The organism is Desulfofustis glycolicus DSM 9705, assembly GCF_900130015.1.
GTDB classification, from domain to species: Bacteria; Desulfobacterota; Desulfobulbia; order Desulfobulbales; family Desulfocapsaceae; genus Desulfofustis; species Desulfofustis glycolicus.
This window is the reverse complement of record NZ_FQXS01000008.1, coordinates 69,891-94,033: the sequence shown is the minus strand read 5'-3', so window position 1 is coordinate 94,033 and position 24,143 is coordinate 69,891. Positions and strand designations below refer to the sequence as shown.

At 56.7% G+C, this 24,143-nt stretch carries 19 protein-coding genes; 11 read left to right on the top strand and 8 right to left on the bottom strand.

Annotated features, from left to right (window positions below; translation table 11 throughout):
* Positions 1 to 12: 12 nt before the first annotated feature.
* The 5 genes from BUC26_RS08480 to rsmB all read right to left on the bottom strand — a co-directional run bounded on the left by BUC26_RS08480 (position 13) and on the right by rsmB (position 5,997).
* The gene (locus BUC26_RS08480) at positions 13 to 2,283 is read right to left on the bottom strand and encodes an aconitate hydratase (protein ID WP_073375152.1); all 2,271 of its coding nucleotides are present in this window, start codon (positions 2,281 to 2,283) and stop codon (positions 13 to 15) included.
* Between the two features lie 120 nt (positions 2,284 to 2,403).
* Positions 2,404 to 2,736: a hypothetical protein gene (locus BUC26_RS08475; protein WP_073375150.1), complete on the bottom strand. Its 333-nt coding sequence runs from the start codon at positions 2,734 to 2,736 to the stop codon at positions 2,404 to 2,406.
* Between the two features lie 79 nt (positions 2,737 to 2,815).
* The gene (locus tag BUC26_RS08470) at positions 2,816 to 3,913 is read right to left on the bottom strand and encodes a M24 family metallopeptidase (RefSeq protein ID WP_073375148.1); all 1,098 of its coding nucleotides are present in this window, start codon (positions 3,911 to 3,913) and stop codon (positions 2,816 to 2,818) included.
* Between the two features lie 42 nt (positions 3,914 to 3,955).
* On the bottom strand, positions 3,956 to 4,546 hold the full coding sequence (locus tag BUC26_RS08465) for a DUF6657 family protein (RefSeq protein WP_073375147.1): 591 nt from the start codon (positions 4,544 to 4,546) through the stop codon (positions 3,956 to 3,958).
* A gap of 98 nt (positions 4,547 to 4,644) precedes the next feature.
* Positions 4,645 to 5,997, bottom strand: a complete 1,353-nt coding sequence (gene rsmB / locus BUC26_RS08460) for a 16S rRNA (cytosine(967)-C(5))-methyltransferase RsmB (RefSeq protein WP_073375145.1) — start codon at positions 5,995 to 5,997, stop codon at positions 4,645 to 4,647.
* Between the two features lie 302 nt (positions 5,998 to 6,299).
* Here rsmB and BUC26_RS08455 point away from each other — a divergent pair, with 302 nt between their 5' ends.
* Positions 6,300 to 7,316 carry a transporter substrate-binding domain-containing protein gene (locus BUC26_RS08455; protein WP_073375143.1) on the top strand — a complete coding sequence of 339 codons (1,017 nt, stop codon included), beginning with the start codon at positions 6,300 to 6,302 and terminating at the stop codon, positions 7,314 to 7,316.
* 189 nt (positions 7,317 to 7,505) lie between these two features.
* Here BUC26_RS08455 and BUC26_RS08450 read toward each other — a convergent pair whose 3' ends face one another.
* From BUC26_RS08450 to BUC26_RS08440, 3 genes are all read right to left on the bottom strand, one after another.
* A complete protein-coding gene (locus BUC26_RS08450; protein WP_073375141.1) occupies positions 7,506 to 10,427 on the bottom strand; it encodes an insulinase family protein in 2,922 nt (973 codons plus the stop codon).
* 178 nt (positions 10,428 to 10,605) lie between these two features.
* On the bottom strand, positions 10,606 to 11,055 hold the full coding sequence (gene dtd, locus BUC26_RS08445; protein WP_073375139.1) for a D-aminoacyl-tRNA deacylase: 450 nt from the start codon (positions 11,053 to 11,055) through the stop codon (positions 10,606 to 10,608).
* Between the two features lie 140 nt (positions 11,056 to 11,195).
* Positions 11,196 to 12,173 (bottom strand): DMT family transporter, encoded by a 978-nt coding sequence (locus BUC26_RS08440; protein ID WP_244155813.1) that lies wholly within the window; start codon positions 12,171 to 12,173, stop codon positions 11,196 to 11,198.
* A gap of 284 nt (positions 12,174 to 12,457) precedes the next feature.
* Between BUC26_RS08440 and BUC26_RS08435 the strand changes: the two genes are divergently transcribed.
* The 10 genes from BUC26_RS08435 to BUC26_RS08395 all read left to right on the top strand — a co-directional run bounded on the left by BUC26_RS08435 (position 12,458) and on the right by BUC26_RS08395 (position 24,000).
* Complete coding sequence (locus BUC26_RS08435; RefSeq protein ID WP_073375137.1) at positions 12,458 to 13,795, top strand: response regulator; 1,338 nt, start codon at positions 12,458 to 12,460, stop codon at positions 13,793 to 13,795.
* Position 13,796: 1 nt separating this feature from the next.
* Entirely contained in the window at positions 13,797 to 14,396 is a 600-nt protein-coding gene (locus tag BUC26_RS08430) for a chemotaxis protein CheW (RefSeq protein WP_073375135.1), read from the top strand.
* 56 nt (positions 14,397 to 14,452) lie between these two features.
* Positions 14,453 to 17,941: a hybrid sensor histidine kinase/response regulator gene (locus tag BUC26_RS08425; RefSeq protein WP_073375134.1), complete on the top strand. Its 3,489-nt coding sequence runs from the start codon at positions 14,453 to 14,455 to the stop codon at positions 17,939 to 17,941.
* Positions 17,942 to 17,972: 31 nt separating this feature from the next.
* Entirely contained in the window at positions 17,973 to 18,425 is a 453-nt protein-coding gene (locus BUC26_RS08420) for a hypothetical protein (RefSeq protein ID WP_073375132.1), read from the top strand.
* Positions 18,426 to 18,441: 16 nt separating this feature from the next.
* The gene (locus BUC26_RS08415) at positions 18,442 to 18,921 is read left to right on the top strand and encodes a chemotaxis protein CheW (RefSeq protein ID WP_161949826.1); all 480 of its coding nucleotides are present in this window, start codon (positions 18,442 to 18,444) and stop codon (positions 18,919 to 18,921) included.
* Positions 18,918 to 20,159 carry a M16 family metallopeptidase gene (locus BUC26_RS08410; RefSeq protein ID WP_073375128.1) on the top strand — a complete coding sequence of 414 codons (1,242 nt, stop codon included), beginning with the start codon at positions 18,918 to 18,920 and terminating at the stop codon, positions 20,157 to 20,159. The genes BUC26_RS08415 and BUC26_RS08410 overlap by 4 nt, the downstream gene beginning before the upstream one ends.
* Before the next feature lie 62 nt (positions 20,160 to 20,221).
* On the top strand, positions 20,222 to 20,377 hold the full coding sequence (locus BUC26_RS23735; protein WP_167369257.1) for a hypothetical protein: 156 nt from the start codon (positions 20,222 to 20,224) through the stop codon (positions 20,375 to 20,377).
* A gap of 12 nt (positions 20,378 to 20,389) precedes the next feature.
* Positions 20,390 to 20,755 carry a response regulator gene (locus BUC26_RS08405; RefSeq protein WP_073375127.1) on the top strand — a complete coding sequence of 122 codons (366 nt, stop codon included), beginning with the start codon at positions 20,390 to 20,392 and terminating at the stop codon, positions 20,753 to 20,755.
* A 69-nt stretch (positions 20,756 to 20,824) separates the two neighbouring features.
* Positions 20,825 to 22,984: a methyl-accepting chemotaxis protein gene (locus BUC26_RS08400; protein ID WP_073375125.1), complete on the top strand. Its 2,160-nt coding sequence runs from the start codon at positions 20,825 to 20,827 to the stop codon at positions 22,982 to 22,984.
* Positions 22,985 to 23,010: 26 nt separating this feature from the next.
* Positions 23,011 to 24,000: a DctP family TRAP transporter solute-binding subunit gene (locus tag BUC26_RS08395; RefSeq protein WP_073375123.1), complete on the top strand. Its 990-nt coding sequence runs from the start codon at positions 23,011 to 23,013 to the stop codon at positions 23,998 to 24,000.
* The last annotated feature ends 143 nt before the right edge of the window (positions 24,001 to 24,143 follow it).

Below are 24,143 nucleotides of genomic sequence, written 5' to 3'. Positions count from 1 at the left end.
GGGTGGCGACGCTCAGGCGGCGCGTAAATGGTTCAGAGCCGAGCCCGCTTTAAACCAGGCTATCTGCTCGTCGTTCAGTGAGTGTTTGAGCAGCAGCGACTCGGACGTGCCGTCCCGGTGGTTGAGGACTGCCGTTACCTCGGAGCCGGGGGCGATGTCGACGAGTTTCTTCACGTCGATGCGATCGCCTTCCTGGATTTTTTCGTAATCACTTTTGTCAACAAACGTCAGCGGCAAAACGCCCTGCTTTTTCAGGTTCGTTTCGTGAATGCGGGCGAAAGAGCGGGTTATGACGGCCTTGCAGCCCAGATGGCGCGGGCACATCGCGGCATGTTCCCGAGACGAACCTTCGCCGTAATTTTCGTCGCCGACGGCGATCCAGCCGTTGCCTGTCGCCTGGTATTCCCGAGCCAGCTCACTGAACGGCTTTTCTTCGCCGGTGAGCTGACTGACCCCCGATCCGGCCACGCCGGTAAAGCTGTTGACCGCCCCACTGAACAGATTGTTGGAAATATTGTCCAGGTGCCCGCGGAACCTGAGCCAGGGTCCGGCCGGCGAGATGTGATCGGTAGTGCATTTGCCGGTGGCCTTGAGGAGCAGATGCAGGTTTCGGAAATCTAGAGCGTCCCATGGCTCAAATGGTGCCAGCAGGGCGAGGCGTTCGGAGTCCGGATCGACCAGCACCGATTGGTCGGAGCGATCATCGAGTGGTGCGATAAAGCCTTCGTCGCTGGTCATCAGGCCTTGTGCCGGGACCTTGTCGACCGGTCCGGGGTCGGCGAGCTGAAACGTTGAACCGTCGGGCGCCGTGATCGGGGTGGTGAAGGGGTTGTTGTCGAAATTGCCGAACAATGCGTAAGCAAGGGCCGTTTCCGGGCTGCCGATGAAACAGCAGGTCTCTGCGTTGCCGTCGTTGCGTTTCGGGAAGTTGCGGTTATAGGAGGTCATGATCGAGTTCACTTCGCCCGGCTTGATATCGTCGCGCTGCCACTGGCCGATGCATGGCCCGCAGGCGTTGGCGAGCAGCGTCGCGCCGATCGCTTCGAGATCGGCCAACAGGCCGTCCCGATCGATGGTCGCCTTGACCTGGTCGGAACCGGGAGTCAACAGCAGCGGGGTCTTCAGTTTCACTCCCCGGGCCGCGATCTGTCTCGCCATGGCCGCGATCCGCCCCATATCCTCGTAGGAAGAGTTGGTACAGGAGCCAATCAACGTGGCTTTGATGGTGGAGGGGCAGCCGCTGTCGGCAATATGCTGTTTCATCTTGCTGACGGTGGTGATGCGGTCCGGCGAGTGCGGCCCGACGATTTGTGGTTCCAGCGTCGAGAGGTCGATATCGACAATCAGATCGAAACAGCTTTCCGGGTCGGCGATAACTTCCGGGTCCGCTCTAAGCAGATGTCGGTAGCTTTCGGCCAGGTCGGCCGCCTCCTGTCTGCCGGCGGCCCGCAGGTAGTCGGCCATCTCCCGGTCAAACGGAAAAAGAGAGGTTGTGGCGCCGAGCTCGGCACCCATATTGCAAATGGTCGCCTTACCGGTGCAGGAGATCGTGTCGGCTCCATCGCCGATGTATTCAAAGACCCGGTTGGTACCGCCGGCACAGGTCAGCAGGCCGAGCAGTTTCAAGATGATGTCTTTCGGGGCGGTCCAGCCGGACAGGTGCCCGGTCAGACGAACACCGACGATTTCCGGGTGCAGGACCTCCCAGGGCATGCCGACCATCACGTCGACCGCGTCGGCGCCGCCGACACCGGCGGCGAAGCTGCCCAGGCCGCCTGCGTTCGGGGTATGGGAGTCGGTGCCGAGCAGCATCAGACCGGGAAAGGCATAACGCTCCAGGACGACCTGGTGAATGATCCCGGCGCCGGGGAGCCAGCAGCCAAAGCCGTAGCGCTTGGCCGCCGAGGTCAAAAAATCGTAGACTTCCCGGTTGTCGTTGCGGGCCATTGTCAGATCCGGTGCTGCGCCGGTCTGGGCCTTGATCAGGTGATCGCAATGCACGGTGACCGGCACGGCCGCCTCGTCCTTGTCGGCCAGCATGAATTGCAGAATGGCCATTTGGGCGGTGGCATCTTGCAGGGCGACCCGGTCCGGTTTGGTCTTGATATAGGAACGGCCGGCACTGAGCTCTGCTCCGCCCGGATCGGCGAGATGACCGTAGAGGATTTTTTCGGCATAGCTCAATGGTCGCTGCAATCGGTGACGGACCGCCTCGAGATTTCTCTCCATGGTTTGGTAGACGGCTTCTATAAAGGCGGGAGTCGAATCGACACTGTTATTCATGGGTTTCCCTCGGTGGCTGTCGGCCCAATCAGTGGATGGTGAAACTGTTGGCCAGGTCGGTACTGAATGCTATGCAGGGGTTTACCATTATAGGAATTTTTCAAGATCCCCTTATGTCAATTAGGCTTTAATCTGCTCTTCGTCAAGCATGCGGTCGATAAAATCCAGCACGAACTGTCGTTGTACCGGTGTGGCGTAGGTGATGCAGGTGCAGTGCAGATGAGTGGCACTGCGGACCAGCAGTTCGACAGACAACCGTTTTGTGTCGAGATCGACGGCGACATAAAATGGACCGCAATCCTTGTGCCCCTGTTGCGCCGGCGCATAAAGATCATCCGGCAGCACGAGCCAGAAGATTCCGGTCATCGGTCCCGGTTTCAGGGTTCGTTTCAGGAAGGAATTGATATTATCCCACTCCAAGGGTGATAATTCATCGATCACGTATTGTCGCATCGGTCTGTCCTTACAAGAGCGTGTTGCGCCGTGGCAGCAGACAAGCCTCGCAACTCCTGCCCTGTCGGCGAAATTGGAATCATAGATCAAGCCAGGTCTGATCTTCATTGAGGATTTCGGCGCCGTCCCGGCGTACGACGATCATGTTTTCCAGACGGATACCTCCCCAGCCGGGCAGGTAGACGCCCGGTTCGACCGTAACGATCATGCCTTCTTTGAGTTGGCGGCGGCTTCTGGCGGAGAGGCTCGGTGCTTCATGGACCGCCAGGCCGACGCCATGTCCGAGTGAATGCCCGAAATATCTGCCGTACCCTGCCGCCTCGATCACCGATCGGGCGGCCCGGTCGACAGCCTTCATCGTTGCTCCCGGTCTGATGGCGGCTATGCCGGCCTGCTGCGCGGTGCGAACCAGCCGATGGACAACACGAAAGCGCTCGTCGAAAGTGGAGAGAGTAAACGATCGGGTCATGTCGGAGCAATAGCCGGCAAGGACCAGACCCATGTCGATGGTGATCGGTTCTTGAAGCTGAACCCGTCGGCTTGTCGGCACGGCATGCGGACGGGCGCTGTTCTCTCCGGAGGCAACGATGGTCTCGAAACTTGGACCGTCGGCGCCGGCTCGCCGCATCGCGGTTTCGATGGCCAGGGCAATATCGATCTCGCTCATGCCGGTGGCAAGGGATCTGAAAACCTGTTGAAAAACAGCTTCGTTGAGCTGCACCGAGCGGCGGATGAGTTCGATTTCATCTTCGCTTTTGATCTCTCGTTGCTTCTCGATGAGACCGCTCACCGGAGTCAGGGAAAGTTGCAATTTTTCAGCCAGTTCCGAAAGTCTGAGACTGTCGGCGTGCAGGGTGTGGTGGCTTTCAAAGGCGAGCTTGTTGCCGCCGATCTCCGGTAACAGCCGCTCCAGTAGTTTGTGCAGACCGTGTCGGTACACAGCTACCGGCAGATCTGTTTCCTGTCTGGCCTGCAGTTCGTAGCGGGAGTCGGTGAGCAGGTGGGTGGTGCCGCGGGCGGCGATGAGCAAGGCGCCGGAGCTTTCACCGACACCGTGGTCCCGGGCGGTATACCCGCTCAGATAGCGTCGGTTTTCCGGACCGCTGACCAGCAATACGTCAATCTTGCTGCGCCTTAATTTCTCCTGCAGGTACTGCCGTCGTGCCTGATAGTCCATCACCGGTGGTGAGATTGCTGCAATTGTTGGCCGGCGCGCTCGTCAAACGGCGAAGCGCTGGGCGATCAATTGTTTGCGTTGTTCAAGGGCCTGGTTGTACTGGCTGTTGAGATCAGCGCTGACCCGTGCCCATTCTTCTTTGTAGTGCGGGTGCATGGTCGGGCTGAGGGCCATCGTGTCATCGATCTGCATCCCCTGTTGCTGGAGCTGCATTTTCAACTGGTTCATGATCGACTCGTCAAACTGTTGCCGAACCTGTTCCTGATGTTGCCCATACTGCTCGAGAATTTGTTTTAATTCTGAACAGATCGACATAATATCCGGAGCGTTGCCGCTCAGTTCCTGTAGCCCCTTGAAGCTCTGCAGGGTTTGGTCGGAAAGGCCTTGGCCCCTGGGGAGAATGATATTGCGCAGCAGTGCGATGGCCATGCCATTGCGTATGGCGCTCTGCTTTTCCACCGGTTGTTGTTCCAGAACCTGCAGCAGATGAGGCTCTTCACCTCCCAGATAACTGACGGCAAGACGCATGCCGTCTTCCTTGAGCACTTCGTCTGCCGGAACGTCCGGTGCTTCGGCGGCCAGGCGGGCCGCCCGCTCCATTACCATATCAAGTGTGCTTCTGATTTCCGCCATAACGTATCAATGCCGTTGAAATAGTAGGGTCAGCGACCAGTGAAGAAGAGATTTTCGAGTGTACCGTAGGATGGTGACAACCGCAAAGGAAAAACGTTTCACCCCTCGCCGTCGCCGGTCAGGCGGGCGGCAAAAAAGCCGTCGCAGCCGGATGACGGCAGGGGTGCGAAACAGCTGTCGGCAACAAGCGCCCGCGCCGGAGCCGGGAGATACTCGTCGCAGTTAGTGATCATAAAGCCATGATGGTCGGCAATGAAACGGTCGAGCACCTGTCGGTTTTCCTCCGGCTCGATGGAGCAGGTCGCATAGACCAGAACTCCTCCGGGGGCGAGCAGGTCGGCGGCCGTCTCGAGGAGGCGGCCTTGTTTTTCGCGATAAAAAAGCAGATCTTGTTCCTGCCGGTTCCACCGGATGTCGGGGTGCCGACCGGTGACACCGGTCCCGGAGCAGGGCGCATCGACGAGAATGGCGTCAAAGTGCAGCGGGCAGGTTCTGGCAAAATGTTCAAGAGTACTGTTGTGCAGGGAAAGCGTGTGGTCGCCGACGGTCCTGGCCAGGTTTTCGCCGAGCAGGCGAAATCTTCCGGGGTCGGGTTCGACGGCGGTCAGCGATGCGTCGCCGGCGGCAGTCAATTCGGCCAGGTAAGACGTCTTGCCGCCTAAACCGGCACAGCAGTCGAGATAGCTTCGACCGGGCGAAAAGGGTGCGAGCAACAGCGTGGCAAGTTGCGCCGCCTGGTCTTGAACGAAAAACAGCCCTTCGTGATAGCCGGGCAGAGCGGATATCGAGCCGTGAAAACAGGGGAGGACAACGCTGTCCGGGGCGAACTTGCCGGCGTGCGCCTCGATTCCTTCCTCTTGGAGCAGCTTCAGATAGGTCGATTGAGGCAGTGATCGGCTGAGCCGCAGGTTGAGTGTCGCTTCCAAATTGTTGTGGGCGCAGATGGCGCGCATCGTCTGCTCGCCGAAATGCTCCTGCCAACGCTTGGTGAGCCAGGCCGGATGATTGAGTAGGCCGTGGCCGGCACCTTCGGGGTCGATCAGTTCGTAGAGTTCATCGCGGCGGCGCAGACCGGAGCGCAGTACACCGTTGACGAATCCGCACAGTTTTTTCGCGGCCCCGCTCCGGCGAACGGCCTCGACGGTCTCGTGGACGGCGGCAAATTCGGGAATCCGCTCGAGGAAAAAAATCTGATAGAGGCCAACGGCCAGCGCCTGGTAAACAAAGGGGTTCTGGCGGCTCGGCGATCGGGAGCACAACCGGGAGATCAGCAGGTCGACTTGATCGCGGTGGCGTAATACGCCGTAGACGATATTCATGGCCAGCTGTCGATCGGTCGAAGAGAGTCGGTACTGCTCGACGATTCCACTAAAGATTCGGGCAACCGGGTGACCGGTTCGCTGGTTGCGTTGCAGTGTCTCGATGGCGGCATGGCGGGCAGTTTTGGCCATCGTTTACTGTCGTTCGGAGGTTGGCGGTAAGGCGTCGGGAAGAGATCTCGGATATCGTCTCGATCTTTTACCTGAGGCAGGATCGTTTGTAAACAGGTACCGCTCGAAGCATGTGCCACGCCGCGATTTTTCCCGGCAACGGCGGTCTCCGCCTGGTACTTGAAATGACTTCGGTGTGGAGGGCAAATGATGGTCGCCGCTGATTTATCAGGTGGACAGCGCCGTTCGCTGTTGTTACGATTGATCTCCGAACGAGGGGCGCGGGGATGCTGGAATGGACGGATTGGATCGAGGAGGGGCGCATGACCAGGTGCTGGCAATTGCTTATCGGACTGATCGTATTGGTCGGCTGGGCTTCGGGGGCACAGGCGTTCACTTTGGAGACGGTCAAGCAGCGCGATCTGCTGAACTGCGGAGTGACAGCCGGGGTGCGGGGCTTTGCGACTGCCGATGAAACGGGCCGCTGGCAGGGCCTTGATGTCGATATCTGCCGGGCTGTCGCGGCGGCTGTCCTTGGTGATGCCGAGAAGGTGAAGTTTGTTGCGCTACCTCAGCAGGCACAGCTTACCGCGTTGTTGTCCGGTACCGTCGACATGCTGTCCGCGATGACCCCCTGGACGCTGACCATCGATTCGTCCATGGGGCTGCTCGTTACCGGCATCAGTTTTTACGATGGACAGAGTTTTCTGGTCAAGAAACGGCTCGGCGTAAAAAGTGCGTTGGAACTGGATGGCGCGACCATCTGCCTGCCCGACGGTCGGCGTAGACAAGACCATCTCAACGATTTTTTTCGCGAACACGAGCTCCGTTTTACGTCGACTGGTTTTGACACCTTGGAATTGGCTACCAGGGAATTGGTGAACGGTCGCTGCGAGGTGATCACCGACAGTCGTTCCCGCCTGTATAGTCTGCGGCTGTTGCTCGAACATGGTGATGAATATCTGGTCTTGCCCGAAGTGATCTCCAGGGAGCCGCATGGGCCCATTGTTCGGCAAGGTGACGATGGCTGGTTCGCTATTGTTCGCTGGGTCCTCTTTACCTTGCTGACCGCCGAGGAATATGGCCTTCGCTCGGATACCATCGATACCGTGGCTACCGATGCAGACCCGCGGGTACAGGACTTCATCGGGCAGACCGGAAATTTTCACAAAGGGCTCGGTCTCGACGCCCGCTGGGCGTATCGGATCATTAATCAAGTCGGCAACTATGCCGAGATCTTCGAACGCACGGTCGGTCACCAGTCGACCATCGGTATGGATCGCGGCCTGAACGCACTGTGGAACCGGGGGGGTCTGCATTATGCCCCGCCGATGCGGTGATTCGTTCCTGCGCGACCCCTCTGCTTTTTTATGAAAATTATTTCCCCGGGCTGGCCGGTCCTGGCTGCGGCCAGCCGATCAGGCCGCAGCGCAGCAACTGGAGGCAGGACTGGCCAGCCCTGCCGGATGTGGCAATCATTTTCATGCACGCCTCGATCTTGAACGAAATTCCGATTATTTCAAGCTCCCCTAGAGATCGACAACGACGTCGAACAAATCGCTGTCTGTTTCAATCTTCAGACGGTTTCCGATCACCGATCGGTGGCTGTCAGAGAGCATCTGCCTGAAGTGATCGGCGAACGAACGGAGATCCGCTGCAGTGGTTGCGGTGATTTCCCGGAGACGGTGTTGCTTGTCGGCAACGGTGATGCCGCTCAGGTATTCGTTGCGGGCCGTTGCACCGCGGGCGGCGGCGCTCTGGTGCGGATCGAAAGCACCATAGGTGCCGATGATCAGCTGGCCCAGGGTCTCGCCTGACAACTCGACGCCGGCGACGACCTCGGGCAGCTGCTCGAAGAACCGGTAGGTCTTGCGCACATGGGGATCCCGGTAGCTGACCAGAGCGATGTTGCCGGTGAGATAATTGAACTGGATGAAACAGCCGTAGGCGCCGCCCATCTGCCTGACCGTGTTCCAGAGGTAGTCCCGGGATAGAAACGTTTTCAGTACTTCAAAAGAGCCGCTGTAATGATCTTTGACCGGGAACAGGACGCCGCCCTGGACATTGAACGCGATTTCGGCCGCGGTGATAAAGGCTTCGTGCCGGGGGAAAGCAGGTTCGGCGAGACGCGGCAGGGGTGGTTGAACGATATCCGAGAGGGCCTCCGGTAGACGGCTGCCAATTTTTTCGAAGGTGCTGATTTCCTCGTCCTCTGCGGTTATCGCCAGTACCATGTTGCGGCGGTTGAGAATAATCCGCGCCATGGCCTGCAGATCATCGAGGAGGTGCTCTTCCCGCCGATCGTAGCCTTTTGCCAACTCGCGGAGAACCCGGTAGGCGGTGACACCGTTGATTTGTTCCTGGTATCTGCCGGCCACGCTGAGATGAGAGAATACTCGCGTAGATGGTAAATTGTATCCCTCACTCTGGGCGGAATGCTCGGCCCATGCGAATTCGCGGCGAACGATTTCCCTGATCCGCGGCCGGTCTTTGAACGATAGTTCGGTCAATAATTCGGTGATCAAGTCGACGGCTCGCTCGAGGTATTCGGGGAGCATCTTGACGCTGAGCCAAAAGAGGCACCTGACGTCGTCCGGATCATGTTTGTTGGAATAGGTGTTGACCGAGTGACTCAGGCCGCCGGTGCATATTGCCGTCTGCTTCGCAAATTCACTGAACGATAGCCGTTCGGTACCGATTTCGGTGATGATTGCACCGAACAGGTCGACCAGCGGCAGGAAACGATGCGGCAGGCACATCAGATCGAGACCGATGTCCAGGTAGGTGATGTGATCGGTCGGCAGCGAACTGACCAGAACCTGCTCGCCGAACATGGAGTGTGGTTGGACCTGATGAAAGTCGACGGCGACCGGCAGGTCGTAAAGCTTGAGCTGGGGGAGCAGGGCCAGTTGTTCCGGGGTGTTCGGCGTCTGCTGGCGCTTAATCAGGTCACGGGTCCGGGCGATGAGCGCCTCCCGGTCACCCTCGCTCAGCGTTGCGGCATAGCGATCGAGGCGCTGCCGTTCCTGGCGCGCCGTCTCCTGCAGTTTCCCGGGATCGGGCTGCAGGGTGATCGTCACCGTCGCCGGGTTGGCCAGCAGAGCTTCGCTGATCAAATCTTCGAAATAACGGCCGGACAGGGCTTTTTCCCGGATGGAACGGAGCAGTTCTTCCGTTTTCAACGCGACGAACGGGTCCGTCCCATAGCGGAAGGCAGTGAGCGATTTGTTGAGCAGGTCCAGGCCGCGTTGCGCTTTACTGGCGTCTTCCCGGACATTGAATTCATATTTGTTGAGTTCGGAAATGACCAGATCCCGGTCGAGACCATCCCGGACCATGTCCGCCAGCGAGTCATGGTACAACTCGGCAAACCGGTCGCGATGGCGGGCTTCGCTGCCGATAAGATAGGTGATCATGATCGTGTTGAAGCACGACGAAGACAAATACAGGCCACCGAAATCGTTACATATGCCACTCGACACGATGCGGTTTTTCAACGGTGACCCATCGGAATTGTAGAGGATATTGGCAATAATCTGAAACGAGGCATTTCGCTGACGGTCACTGACATCGCCGACCCGGGTGCCGACGGCCAGATAGGTGCGATCGTCATGGTCACCCGCTTCAACGCCGTAAGAATCGTTGATCTGCAGCGGGTTGTCGATAATCGTGCCGAGAGACGGTTCCCGGCGATTGCTGCGGTCGGTGAACGCGGAGAGAAAACGCTGCTGGAGAAAACTCAATTCATCTTCGAGCGGCGCATCGCCATAGACGAACAGCGTGCAATTGCTCGGATGATAATGCTGTCGGTGAAAGGCGCAAAACCGCTCGAAGGTCAGATCGGGAATATGCTTCGGGTCTCCCCCCGATTCGTGAGCGTAGGTTGAGCTGGGCATCAGGCCGCCAAAAATATGGTGGAAAATTAGACGAATCGGGTCGGAAAAAGCCCCCTTCATTTCATTGAAGACGACCCCTTGAAACTGTAGCGGAGTTGAATGATCCTCCTGATGGTAGCGCCAACCTTCCTGTTCGAACGTTTCCCGGTGCAGCAGCGGATTGAAGACGACATCGCAATAGACGTCCATCAGGTTGAAGTATTCTTTCAAGTTCCTGGTAGCGAAGGGGTAATAGGTGATATCGGCACCGGTCATCGCATTGAGGAAGGTCATCAGCCCGCCTTTGTTCACCTCTCCAAAAACATCCTTGACCGGGTACTTTTTCGACCCCATCAGTACCGAGTGTTCGAGGATGTGGGCAACACCGGTGGAGTCGGTGGGAATCGTGTTGAAGGCGACGGCAAACGTCTTGTTGGCATCGTCATTTTTGATCGCCAGCAGGGGGCACCCGGTCAGGTCGTGCTCGAATAGCGAGACGTGAGCGGAAAGTTCGTCGATCCATTCGTCATGTTTCAGGGTAAACCCCGTACCGGTGCTGCCTGGGACTGTGGTCATGATAGGTTCCGTTTTTTGGTTTCGTAAATACTCAGAATGGGGTGAAATAGCCGAATTCCCACCCGGGACCAGGGCTGGCAAGCACACTGTGCCGCAAACAGAGTAGTGCTATTCCGAAGGTACAACAAACTCGTTCAGCGTGCAGATGGGGCGGAAAGGCCATGTGCCAAGGCGGTCTTCAGAACGTACCGGCGCTGTCGAGCAGGAGCGTTACCGGGCCGTCATTGGTCAGCGAGACCTCCATTGCCGCCTGAAATCGTCCGGTGGCGGCGGTTATCCCGAGACGCTCGACAGCGCCGATGAACCGATCGTACAGAGCTTCAGCGCGGTCCGGCGAAGCCGCCTCCGAATACCCCGGTCGTCGCCCTTTGCGGCAATCGCCGTAGAGGGTGAATTGTGAGACGATCAGCATCTCACCGTTAAGGTCTGCAAGCGAGCGGTTCATTTTACCGTGCTGATCGGGAAAAATTCTCAGATTAACGATTTTTTCAGCCAGCCGATCGCACTCACGTTCCGAATCGTGTCGATGGATGCCGAGCAACACGACAACCCCGCGGCCGATGGCGCCAAGGGCCATTCCCGCCTCGCTGACAGCGGCGCTCGACACCCGCTGGACGACTGCGCGCATAACTCAACCTGGAAAAAAGAAAGAGGACATCGTCGATACGGCCTGTCTGTCACAGATGGATAATCGGAAAACACCCGACATGTCAATCCCTGATCCGGTGGGAAGGTCCTTTAGCCGATGTCCGGGCTTGGATACTGCCGCTATGGTCGGTGGAGGCGGGCTCGACGATTGGTCAGATAGACACCGGTGCAGACCATGAACCCGCCGGCCAGCACGATCGGTTTCAAGGTTTCCGAAAGCAGCAGCCAGGATTGCAAAAGGGCGAACACCGGAACAAGGTTGATGAAAACACCGGCACGACTCGGCCCGATCCGCTTGATACCGAGGTAATACCAGGAAAACCCGAGACTGGTACCGCCGATACCGAGATAGGCCAAACTGGCCCAGCCGACCACGTCGATGCTTGGCAACAGGGCCGGCAGACCTTCGATCAGAGCGGGACCGGCCAGCAACAGGGTGCCGGCCAGGATGGCGTAAAAGACGCAAGGAAGCGGCCGCATGGTCGTCAACACGCTCTTGCCGACAAAGGTATAGACCGTCCAGCTGACCACGCAGCCGAGCAGGGAGAACTCGCCGGGACCAAAGCCGCCGGCAAAGATCATGGTTGGATGCCCGTTGCTGATGACCAGCAGTGCACCGGTCAGCGACAGCAGGATGCCGATACCCCGGAGCCGGGTCAGTGGTTCGCGGTAGAGCAGCGTTGAGACGAGTGTGATACACAGCGGGGTGGTGGCAATGATCAGGGCGGCCCGGCTGGCGGTGATATGACTGAGACCGGTGAAGAAAAAGGCGTTGTAGGAAAAAATACCGCTCAGGCCGAGTAACAGGATCGGCAAGAACTGGCGCCGGGTCGGCAGGGCCGGCATCCCTTCGGTAGCGGCGATAATCGGCAGCAATGCCGCGCCGGCAATGACAAAGCGCAGGAAAGAAGCGGAGAATGGCGGGATCTCGCCGGCGACGAGGCGACCGGCGATAAACGTGCCTCCCCAGAGAAAGGTGGTCGCAATAAGCAGCAGATAGGTCATGTCGATACCGGTCCGGTCGGTGATTTCAAATGTGGGGTTGGCGGCATGGAGGCGGCAGCCACTGATGTAGCATGGTTGACCTGCGGGTGTCAACGACCGTTGCTGTTCCTCCCGGCGAACCGGGTGTTGCCTATCGCCTTACATTTTTGCAATTGCTTCTTGTCTGAAGTTGGTCAGCGTGTTACAGTGAAACCGCGCATATGTATCGCATCGAACGATATGTTGCGACGGCGATTACCGTCGCCGATCGTGCTGCGAAGATGCTGTCGGGATCTGTTTTTCCGGGGGGGAAAGGGGAGCGGTGCTATTTGTGGCATCGCAGATGAGCTCGATCGCCAAGGGCAAGCTGTGTCTGCCAGGGCCGGAAGACAGAAAATATGAGGGAAAGCCAACAAACGGTGCTCGCTCTATTGCGAGCAGGTACCGCCTACCATAACAGCACTCTCAGTATCGACTGGGGAGATCGTCAGGGGCTTCTCCATCTGCGGGACGGTACTATTGTCGCCGCCGAAGCCGAACCGCTCAGCGGTAATGGCGCTGCTCTGGAAATAGTTCGCTGGCAGGGATTTTCACTGTCTGAAATAGATGCCGAGCCGGTCATAAAAAAGAATGTAACGCTGTCGCTGGAGGAGATCGAGCACCTGTTCGAGCGTTACTCGATCGGCGGCAGTCCCGTTTCTTCTTTCGATGACCTGGCCACCCTCGATCGAGCCGTTTTACTGATTCATCAGTTTCGTTACTCGGAGGCGGGCAAGCTCCTCGCCGAACTGCTCAAGCACAACCGCTTCAACTATCTCGGATGGCTCTGGTATTCACGGCTGCTGAAAAATCTCGACTCGATCAAAAAAGCGCTCTCCGAGGCCCAGAAATGGGGAGATCATGACCCTACCGTCTGGCTTGAGGTGAAAAAGACCGGCTTCGGGCTGGCCAACAGTGACGGCGGCGAAATCAAGCGTTGTTTCTACTGCTGGACGCCGCTCAATGTCAACGAGTCGAGATGTTGCTATTGCCGGGCGTTGCAGTCGATCGGCAAAAAGTTGCCGGCTACCGACCTGAAAAAGAGCGAGTTGATCAACGGTATCAACCGTTATATCAGCGCGTTTAAAGAGGAACGGGAAAACGGGAAAATAGGTTATGCCCTCGCCCTTGGTTTTTTTAACCTGGCGCACTACCAGAAATCGTATAAATATCTCAAATACATCAATTCCTTGGCTCCGGGAAAAGCGCTTTTTCGTAAATCTCTGGAGATGTTGTTGCCCTTTTGGCCAACCGTGCAGCAACCGTCCATTCCGCCCGCTTCTCAACCGATCCCGGCTCCTTCTCCGGCTGTTCAGCGTACCGTCGTAAGGGGCGAAGGCCCGCTAATCCTGGTGGTAGAAGACAGTCCCACGGCGCGCAAGGTAATCAACGTGGTCCTCAAGCGGGAAGGTTTCGGGGTTGTTGAGGCGGGGTCCGGCGAAGAAGCGATTGCCGCGGCTGAGACAATTAACCCAAGCCTGATTCTGCTCGATGTGATGCTGCCGGATACTACCGGTTTCGATCTTTTGCCGCGACTGCGAGATTTTGCGCATCTCGTTGAAATTCCGGTTATCATGCTGACCGGACGAAAGGGCTCGATGGATAAGATGAAAGGTTTGATGGCGGGGAGCACGGAATATTTGACCAAACCGTTTGATCCGCAAAAGCTGACCAACGCAATCAGGAAATACATCTGATATGACGGATACGAAAACCGAACGGCAGTCAGCGGCGGCGCCATCGCTTGATCGTCTGGTTCAGGAAATAGATGACAGCCTCTCCGAGGCGGCCGATCCTCAAGCGTCGCAGCTCGGTAGTTCGCTGGTGGCCGGCATGGAACGCGGCAAGAAGGGTGATAGCTATATCCTTGTCGCTATCGGCAGCGGGCGTTTGGCCGTTTTTCTGAAAGATGTCGTCGAAGTCGGTGATCTGCCGGCCGTGACCTGGCTGCCCAAAGTACCGGACTGGGTGCTCGGCATCACCAATGTCCGCGGTGAAATCGTGTCGGTGGTCGATCTGCCGCGTTTTCTCAAATGGCCGGTTGACTCGTCACTGCGGAGCGGCCGCATGATTATCCTGCAGCACCGGGACGTCAAAGCGGCCGTACAGATCGAAAGCGTTCTTGGAATGTATCGCAAAACGGAGCAGTCTGAAATGGTGTCAGGCGGGCCACGGCTGCTTGGCAAAAATATTGAAGCGCTGCCCCATGGATTGACGATTGACGAACAGGTTTTTTACGTTCTGGATTGCCGGGCTATGATGACCAGCGAACACTTTACAGGGGTGCAGCATGACTGATGGCAAGCGGCAGCGAGGCGCGGTCCACTGTGTGAACGGTGCTTAGGGAAGTGACCATGCCTCAGGATACCAGGGGAGGGTTGGTCGCCGGTTTCGCCGCCGAAGTGGCAGGATATGTCCCCGAGATCAGGGACGGGTTGCGAGTTTTGCTCGATCACCCGGATGACCGCCGGCGTCTCCGCCAGGTCTACCGTCTCTTTCATACGATCAAAGGCGCCGCGGCACAATTGTCTCTGCAGCAGCTCAGCGGCACGGCCAGATTGGCGGAGGACCTGTTGGCCCGCCTGCTGACCGAGGGACAACCGGCAACTGGCGGGGTCGTCGCCTTTTGCGACGATGCGGCGGCGGGAATCGCCGACTTTTGCGCCGGCGACCTCCGGGATGGCAGGGCCGGCGATGAGATGCTCGGCCAAACGATCCACGCCTACTATCGGGTGGATGATTTTGATCCAGTTCAGAGCGACCCTGATTTTCAGAAAGATTTCGAAATACTGTGCTCCGGAGGCACGATCATTGCGAGTCCGCCAAACTTGTTGATTGAGGAGCTGCTCGATCAGGCGGCAGAAGTGGTGCAGTCGATCGGCGCTGCCCTGTCCGACAACTCCGGCGGCGATGCGGAGCCGGCTGCGTTGGTACAGCACCTCAAGCGTCTGATCCTGGCTGCTGAGACGAAAGTCGGGGAACAGGGGGAGGAGTTGCCGACCGCGTTCACCGAGCCGTTTGCCGCGTTTCTCGATTGGCTGACGACCGACATGTACCTGATCGCCGATCAGACCGTCGACCTGCTCACCAATTATCTCCGCTTTTTTTACCTGCTGCTGCAAAACCCCGGCCAGGTCGAATCGGCGAAGACGAGCAAAGTCGTCGAATCGATGACACAGGTACGGGATTTTGCGCTGATGATGACCCCGGTTACCAGCCGGGATGACGTTACCGAGCTCTTTGATGAACCTGACTTTCTCGTTATCGACGAAGAAGACGAGGATCAGCAGCAAGAAAACCTGTTGTTCTATGATGCCTTTGGCCAGATTCCCGACACGGAGGTATCGGTTGATGAAGCGCAACCGACCGATGTCGCCGCAACGGAGGGCGGCTTCGACGATGAAGACGAGATGGATCTCCATGAGATTTTCATCGCCGAAAGCGAAGAGCATCTCCAGGTTATCGGTACCGCCCTGATCGGTCTAGAGCGGCTCGTCGACGGCCCGACAGCGGTCGGCGGAGAGGTGGCAGAGTTGTTGGCCGAGATGCGACGAGCGGTTCATACACTCAAAGGGGCGGCCGGAATGACCGGCTTTCAGCACCTCTTTGAATTCGCCCATCGCTGTGAAGATCTGCTCGATTCGTTTTTTGCTGATGCCCGGCAGGTGCGGCCGCACGATATCGCTGTGCTGGGAGACGCCGTCGATCTGATCGAAGTCATGGCCATGCGTCCGCAACAGGCGAGCGATGTGGCTGTGGTGCAGGTTTCGGAGACCATCGGCGAGCTGATCGCCGAACAGGATGGGAACAGTGAGTCGGCCACCGGGCAGCCGTCTGCCGAAGCGGGCGCCTCGGCGCTGACAGCGCTACCGGAAGAAGCAGAGGCGGAACCGGAAGCGGCTGATCGGGACGGGTTTGCCGCGTCTGATTTCGAAGGGGCGGAGGCTGACGATCGGCAGGACGAGCTGATTCGGCAGGCCCATCCCCTTGAGGCAGAGAGCGGTTTTATCAGGGTGCGTTTGGATAATCTTGACGAACTGGTTGGCCTGGAGAGTGAGTTGATTGTCTCCAGGAGTGCTCTGGAGCAGCGGCTGACAGATGTGTCGCAGGCGATTTATGAACTTAATTTCGCCGGTGAAAAACTGAAAACGATCTCCCACGATCTGGAAAGTGGGTTTGAAGTCGAATCCCTGCACGGCTTTGGGCGGGGCTGGCGGACGGCGGCAGCCGGCGACGAGGCTGGAACGGCGAGTGAACCGTTCACCGAATTCGACCCGATAGAACTCGACCGTTATTCAAAACTGCATCTGATCATCAGGAGCCTGAACGAGCTGGCGGTCGATGTCGGTTCGATCCATCATGGTCTGGCCGGTCTTGCCAATGAAATGAGGGGACATATCGCCAACCAGCAACTGCTGATGCGGCTCATGCAGGACAAGCTGGTTCGCGTCAGGATGACGCCGTTGTCCACCATCTCCCGGAACTTCTTTCGCACCGTGCGAAGTGCCTCGGCGAATCTCGGCAAGCGGGTGAAGCTGGTCATCGAGGGCGAGGATGTCTTTCTCGATCGGTTTGTCTGGAACAAGGTTTCCGACCCGATTATGCACATTCTGAGAAACGCTGTTGACCATGGCGTCGAAGTGGAGGAGGTGCGGCGTCAGGCCGGCAAGCAGGCCCAGGGGGTCGTGCGGATGAAGGCCGTACAGCGTGGCAGTCATGTCCTGCTGGAAATAGCCGATGACGGAGGCGGCATCGATACCGAGGCGATCCGCCGCAAATTGCTTGATCGCGGACTGGTCGATCAGGCCGAGCAGTTGTCTGAGACACAATTGCTCGAACACCTTTTTGTGCCGGGGTTTACTACCCGCGATCAGGTAAGTCACCTGTCGGGCCGGGGTGTCGGCCTTGATGTCGTCCGGCAAAACCTGCTCGAACTGAGGGGGTCCGTCAGGGTGCAGACTCGTGCCGGCCAGGGCACCACGTTCTTTCTGCGCATTCCGGTCTCGCTGTCGATCAACCGGGCGGCTATCGTCTTGATCGGAACGGAGCGCTACGCAGCTCCCCTGCAGGATATCCTGGAAATTCGGAGAATCTCCCGGGCCGATGTGCGTGAGGGCGATCCACCGCAGGTGCGTCTTGGCGACGAGATGGTGGAACTGAAAGATCTTGCCGCCGCCTTCGGCCTCAGAGACGATCGGTTGCGAATCGGCGGCGGCGAAACAGACCTGACCGTGCTGCTCGCTGACAGCGAACATGGCAGGGTCGCCTTGGTTATCGATCGGATTGTCGAACAGCAGGAAATCATCGTCAAGGATCTCGGTACGCACCTGCGGCATGTCGAAGGAATCGGCGGCGTGACGATCATGGGTGACGGGTCGCTTATTCCCATCCTCAACGTCAACGAACTAGCCTCGCCGGTACTCAGGGCGATCAAAGAGATAGAACGGTCGGCGGATAGAGTGGCCGCGGGCCAGTTTACGGTAATGGTCGTCGATGATTCCGTCAGTGTTCGGCAAAGCGTTTCACGCCTGGTCAAAAACAATGGCTGGCTGCCGGTCCTGGCGACCGACGGGGTCGATGCCGCCGAGAAACTGGATGTCAGCCGTCCCGATACCATTGTTCTCGATATCGAAATGCCGCGCATGAACGGTTTCGAATTCCTCGGTATCCTGCGCAGCCAGACGCGCTATCAGGCGATGCCGGTGATCATGCTGACATCTCGGTTTTCCGAAAAGCATCAGAAGAAGGCCGAAGAGCTGGGTGCAGATCACTACCTGATCAAACCCTATAAAGAAGATCAGTTCGTTGCGTTGCTGCAACGACTTGCCAGCGAAAAGACATGACATACAGACAATTCGTCAGACTTGGAGATCAATGATGACCGGAACTTTCGTGGTGGTCGGTGCCGGTCCTTACCGTTTGGCCGTCGATACGAAACAGGTGCACAAGATCTACCCCGAACGGAACAACTCGGCGGAACTGCTTACCGACTGGCAAACATTCAAGAAGGAGGCTGGAGACACCACGGGCACGATACCCCTGCTTTCCCTGACCGAGCTCCTGCTTGGCCGAAAAGACGATATGACCGGCCGCAGACGGCTGGTTGTGCTGTCGGGGGAACCAACAATGGGAATCGTCGTCACCGATGTCGAGTCCGGCACCGACGCCGACCGGCCGGTGATCCAACCGCTGTCGCCCGCTTTTTCCGGGACGTGCCGCAGCCTTTTCGGCCACGTCGCACTCTGCGGCAACAGCGCCGTGCCGGTGTTGACCGGTGGTACCCTGTTGGCTCTGTCGACAGGAAAGAACCATGATGGCCTGTTGTGAGGCAGGGATCCAGGATATGACCGAGAAACACGACATAATCCTCGTCAAGGCGGACGTCCAGCCGATTCGAAAACGAGAGGTGTTTTGGACCTTGAGCAGAAGCCAGGTCGAGCACATCGTCCAGGATCTTGCGTTCTGCCCGGTGCCGTTTGCGCAAAAACATCTCGCCGGACTTGTCGCCTGGCAGGGACTTGCCTTGCCGGTAGTCAGCCTGGAACGATATTTCGGATTCAAACCGGCGCGCGGCGGAGAGGTGAAACGAAGAATCGTTGTCAAGACAACCACCACCGGTGAGCCGCAGTTGATCTCACGCCTGCTCGTCGATGTTGCCTATGATGTCAGAATCAGGCCGGTGGCCGCCGATTGTACGCCGGTTAAAATTACCGATCAGCTAGCCGCACGAGGGCTGAAAGGCGCCTATGAATGGGAGCAGGACGCCCTGGTGCTCGTGCCTGATCTAAAAATGATCGCCTCCGGCGGCGCGGTGGGTCGATGACGATCGGGCTGAGCGAACTGGAAAACGGCATTCGTGTCGTGACGGAGGCCATTCCCGGCTCACGTTCGGTGGCGGTCGGTATCATGGTCGGCACCGGACCCCGCGACGAGAACGATCGACAGGCGGGGCTGGCGCATCTGGTCGAACATGTCCTCTTTCACGGGACGAGCACGCGGAGCAGTGGCGATATCAGCCGGATCATCGACACCATGGGCGGCCGGGTATCGGCCTTCACGGGGCGGGATTACACCTGTTTTAGCGGTTTTGTGATGGACGATCACCGAACCTATATTCTCGATCTGTTTTCCGATATGCTGCTCAATTCGATTTTTCCCGAAGAGAAATTAATCACCGAAAAACAGGTCATTATCAACGAGCAGCAGATGGCCGCCGACCAGCCCGGCGAGCAGGCTCTGACAACACTGAAATCGGTGATGTGGCCTGATCATCCGTTGGGTTGCAAGATCGAAGGCGGGCCCGAGTCGATAGCCCCATTGAGCAGAGAAGACATTATCTATCATCTGCACACGTGCTACCTGCCCGATCGGATGATCATCGCCTTTGCCGGCAATCTCGAGCATGAAGACATTGTGGCCCAGGTGCGGGACTGTTTTTGGCGGCTCACCGGACGCTCCGTCCGGCAGATACCTGCAGAGGCCCCGTTTTGCAGCGGCTTCGTTCGCCAGGGTTATAACGGCAACCAAGCCTATTTCTCCGTCGGAGTGAAAGCGCCTCCTTACTCCTGGCCGGACCGCTATGCCATTCATCTGCTCAACACGGCTCTGGGCGGTGGAATGTCCTCGCGGCTTTATCGATCGTTGCGGGAGGAGCGTGGACTGGTTTATGACGTGCATTCGGAATACCACGCCTATATCGATGGCGGCGCCCTGATAATTTCCGGTTCCTGTCGGCCTGATGGGGTCTTTACCGTGGTCGATGAGGTGCTCGATATCAGCCGGTCGCTGCTCACCGCGGCTGAACCGTTGGATGAGGAGGAATTGTGGCAGGTAAAACTCTATAATATCGGTCAATATCATGTCGATTCCGAAGATCCGTTCGTCAGAATGAGCAGGTTGTTGACCCAGACGTTCTATTTTGGCCGGGTCGTTCCCCCCGAAGAGATCGTCAGAGGCCTGGAAACGGCGACAACAGCTTCTCTGGCCGCGGTTGGCCGGGATTATTTTCAGAATTGGTCGGACAAGGTTGCCGCCTGTGTTGTTGGTCCCGAGCCGACATAACGGACGGAAAAAGGTGCGAGAATCGGTTGTTGAACCGGAAAAACGAACAGGGAGGAAAAGCCATGGGGATCGATGCATCGGTACGAAAGAACTGGATCGAGATTCAGAAAAAGCACACTGTGCCGGTCAATGCTATCGGGGTGAAAATCAAGGATAGCGACTCGAAGACACTGAAGATCTGGAAAGATGAAGGAATCGATAAATTCATTAAGAAGTAGGGTTGACACGGTATGAACGATAAATTGATTCTGGTGGTGGACGACAGTCCCACCGACAGACAGATTGCGGTAGCTGCCTGCACGTCCAAGGGGTATCGGGTCGAATCGGCGGCGGAGGGTGAGGAGGCGATGCGCAAGGCGGTGGAACTGAAACCCGATTTAATTCTGCTCGATGTTATTCTCCCGCAGAAGAATGGTTTCCAGGTTTGCCGTCAGCTGAAAAGCAATCCGGATACTGAGGCTATCAAAATCATAATGGTTACCAGCAAATCGCAGGACAGCGATCGGTTCTGGGGCATAAAACAGGGTGCGGACGGCTATCTCACTAAACCGTTCTCAGAAGATGAACTATTGGATGTTATTAACAAAAATATCTGACCGAGCGGGCAATGGAAGTCCGGTGAAAACAAACACTTGGGCGCTTCAACCGGGCCTGGAGGATGAGTGATGAGTGAAGAACAAAAAGGACGTTTCGCTGCGTTCACGCCGTTCCGGTTTATTGCAGGTAAAATTCGCAACAAGGTTCTGGCCATCCTCCTGGTTGCCACCCTTGGTACGATCATCGTTGCCTTGGTAGCTGTGGTAACGAGCCGTATTACCAGCCAGAGCATCACCCAGCTGGTCGACCGCGACGGCCGGATCGTGGCCTTGTCCAATGAAGCGATTCAAGAGTTGATGCGGGCCCGCGAGTTGGACCAGAACTATCTGCTCAACTACAAGCAGCTCGGTTTTCAAAATGCTCGGGTTTTATATGTGGGTGAGGTTGAAAGCCACGTGCAACGGGTGAACGATCTGCTCGACGAAATAGAGCAAATCGAATCGGACGAGCAGGGCAGCATCGAACAACTTGATCTGTTGCGGGCGGAGCTTGATGACTACCGGACCTCCTTCCTCGGCATGGTCGCGAGCGCTGAGGCAAAAGGGCATAAGGATGAAGGAGCGGAAGGGCGACTCCGCGATATCATTCATCGAGTTGAGGAAGCGGCCAAAACTCTCGGGGACGAGACGCTGTTGGTCTCGATATTGACGGTTCGCCGGAATGAAAAAGATTATCTTCTCAGAAACGAGAGACGTTACATCCAGCAGACCAGGGAGTCAGTGCAGGATCTCAAGGAAAAGATACTGCGGCGAGTCGGCGACGAGCAGTTGAAGATGAGTCTTTTCTTCTTGTCCGACCAGTATCTTGACATCTTTAACCAGATGGTTGTCGTTGATAATATGATACGCGGGTACGGGCGTGACTACCGTTCCGCGATCAACAAGATGATCCCCACGATTACTACTCTTATCGAGGCCCAACAGAAAGGACAGGCAGACACGATTGCCGAGTTGAAGAATCTTGATAGGCTGTCATTCATCATCGTTGTGATTGTTGCCCTTTTGACGATCATGCTCGGTGTTTTCGGTGCGATCTTCTTCTCACGCCGATTAACCAAGCAGATAGACAATATCATGGAAATGTTCGGCGATATCGGTATTGGCGACTTCTCGGCACGCGCCAAAGTGGTAACGGATGACGAACTCGGAGAGATGGCCGAATCACTCAATGCGATGCTCGACAACACCCTGGTGTTGATTCAGAGCCGTGAAGAGCGCGACGCTATTCAGGGATCGATCATGAAGCTCCTTGCCGAGATCAGCGATCTGGCCGATGGCGACTTGACGGTGCGCGCGGAAGTTACTGAAGAGGTCACCGGGGCAATCGCCGATTCGTTCAACAATATGGCCGAGCAATTGAGCCGGGTTGTTAAGGGTGTTAAAACGGCTTCGTCCCTCGTCGGGAGTTCTTCCACCGACGTCAATCAGGTAACCAAAAAGCTGAGTCAATCCAGTGAAGAGCAGGCCGCCAGAATCCGTGCGGCAATTACCATCATTGAGCGAATCGCTGAAAGCATCAGAAACGTCGCCTCAAGTGCCGATGAATCTGCCCGAGTGTCGGGCAGTGCGCGGGAGAGTGCCCGTGCAGGATCGGATGCGGTTCTTAAGACCAACCAAGCCATGGGGCTCATCAAGGAAAATATGCGCGGTACTGCTCGAACCGTTAAACGGCTCGGTGAAAGTTCACAAGAGATCGGCAATATCGTTCAGATTATTAACGATATTGCCGATCGAACCTCGATCTTGGCCCTGAATGCCTCTATCCAGGCGGCAATGGCCGGAGAGGAGGGGCGGGGCTTTGCTGTCGTTGCCGAGGAGGTACAACGCTTGGCCGAGCGTTCAGCAACATCGACAAAGCAGATCGAGACCCTTATCAACACCATTCAGGGCGAGATCAGCGAGGCCTCTATCAGCATGGAAAAAAGCATTCAGCAGGTGGTAGACGGAACAGAGCTTGCGGATGAAGCCTATGGAAAGCTGGAAGAAATTGAGACAGTTTCCAATCAACTGGCAGAACTTGTCGAGAGTATTTCGGAGTCTTCACGTAGGCAGGCGGCTGAATCTGAGAATATTACCAAGCTCATGAATGAAGTAGGTCAACTGACTGAAGAGACGACGGCGGCGACGCGTGAGACCACCACTTCCATGGAGAAGATCACGACGACCTCGAGACAACTTGAGGAGTCCATTGCCGTATTCAAGATTGAAGATGAGGCTGTTTCGGCCTGAAAAAACCAAGAGTCGGGAGGTTCTCAATGTTTCGCACATTTTTCCCTGTCTTCGTCTGTTATTGCTTGCTGTTTGCTGCGGCAAATATAGGCTGGGCGGCACCTACTGTCATCCGTTTTACCCATGTGGTTGGTAACGACACGCCGAAAGGACAGGCGGCATTGAAGTTTAAGGATATTGTCGCTGAAAGGATGTGGGGGCGCTTTGTAGTTGAAGTATATCCGAATTCCACTCTCTTTGATGATGATCAGGTCTTTGAGGCGGTGCTTCTCGATGATGTACAGATGGCAGCACCAAGCATGTCGAAGTTTAGCTTGATCACCAAAAAGCTTCGGGTGTTCGATTTGCCGTTTCTGTTTCAGGATATGACGGCAGTGGAACTGTTTCAGAATTCAGTGGAAGGACAGGATCTGTTGACCTCTTTTAGCGATCGAGGATTGATCGGCTTGGGCTATCTTCATAACGGCATGAAACAATTGTCGGCGAACCGCCAGTTGTCGGTGCCCCAGGATGCGGCCGGCTTGAAATTCAGGGTTCAACCATCAGACGTATTGAAAGCGCAGTTTACTGCCATCGGAGCTGAAGCTGTCCCGAAACCGTTCTCACAAGTCTACTCTCTGCTGTCGAACGGGGTGGTCGACGGTCAGGAAAATACGTGGTCGAATATATATTCCAAGAAATTTCATACGGTGCAAACGCACATCACCGAATCCAATCACGGAGTGATCGATTATATGGTGGTGACCTCCAGGAATTTCTGGGAAAGTCTAAGCCCCGAGGATCAAAGGGACTTGAGGACAGCTTTGAATGAAGCGATCGCCTTTGCCAACAGTCTAGCCGACAAAAACCAGCAGGATAGTCGCCAGCACGTTATTGATTCCGGGGAGGCCACGGTCGTTCAATTGTCGAAGGACGAGCGAGCCATGTGGGTTGAGGCGATGCGCCCGGTGTGGAGACAGTTTGAGGCCGATATCGGCAAAGAATTGATCGACAAGGCTGTGAGCGCCAATCAATAAGCAATGTGGCTTGTGGCGGGGTAGTCAACGTGAATCGGGAATATATCAGGTTATATTGACAATCGTGATACTGTGAGAATATTTTTCCGTGGAGGCTGTGCCGGTGCTTTGCTTTTTCAGTTCTCTCTTTGTGTTGTTTTCTG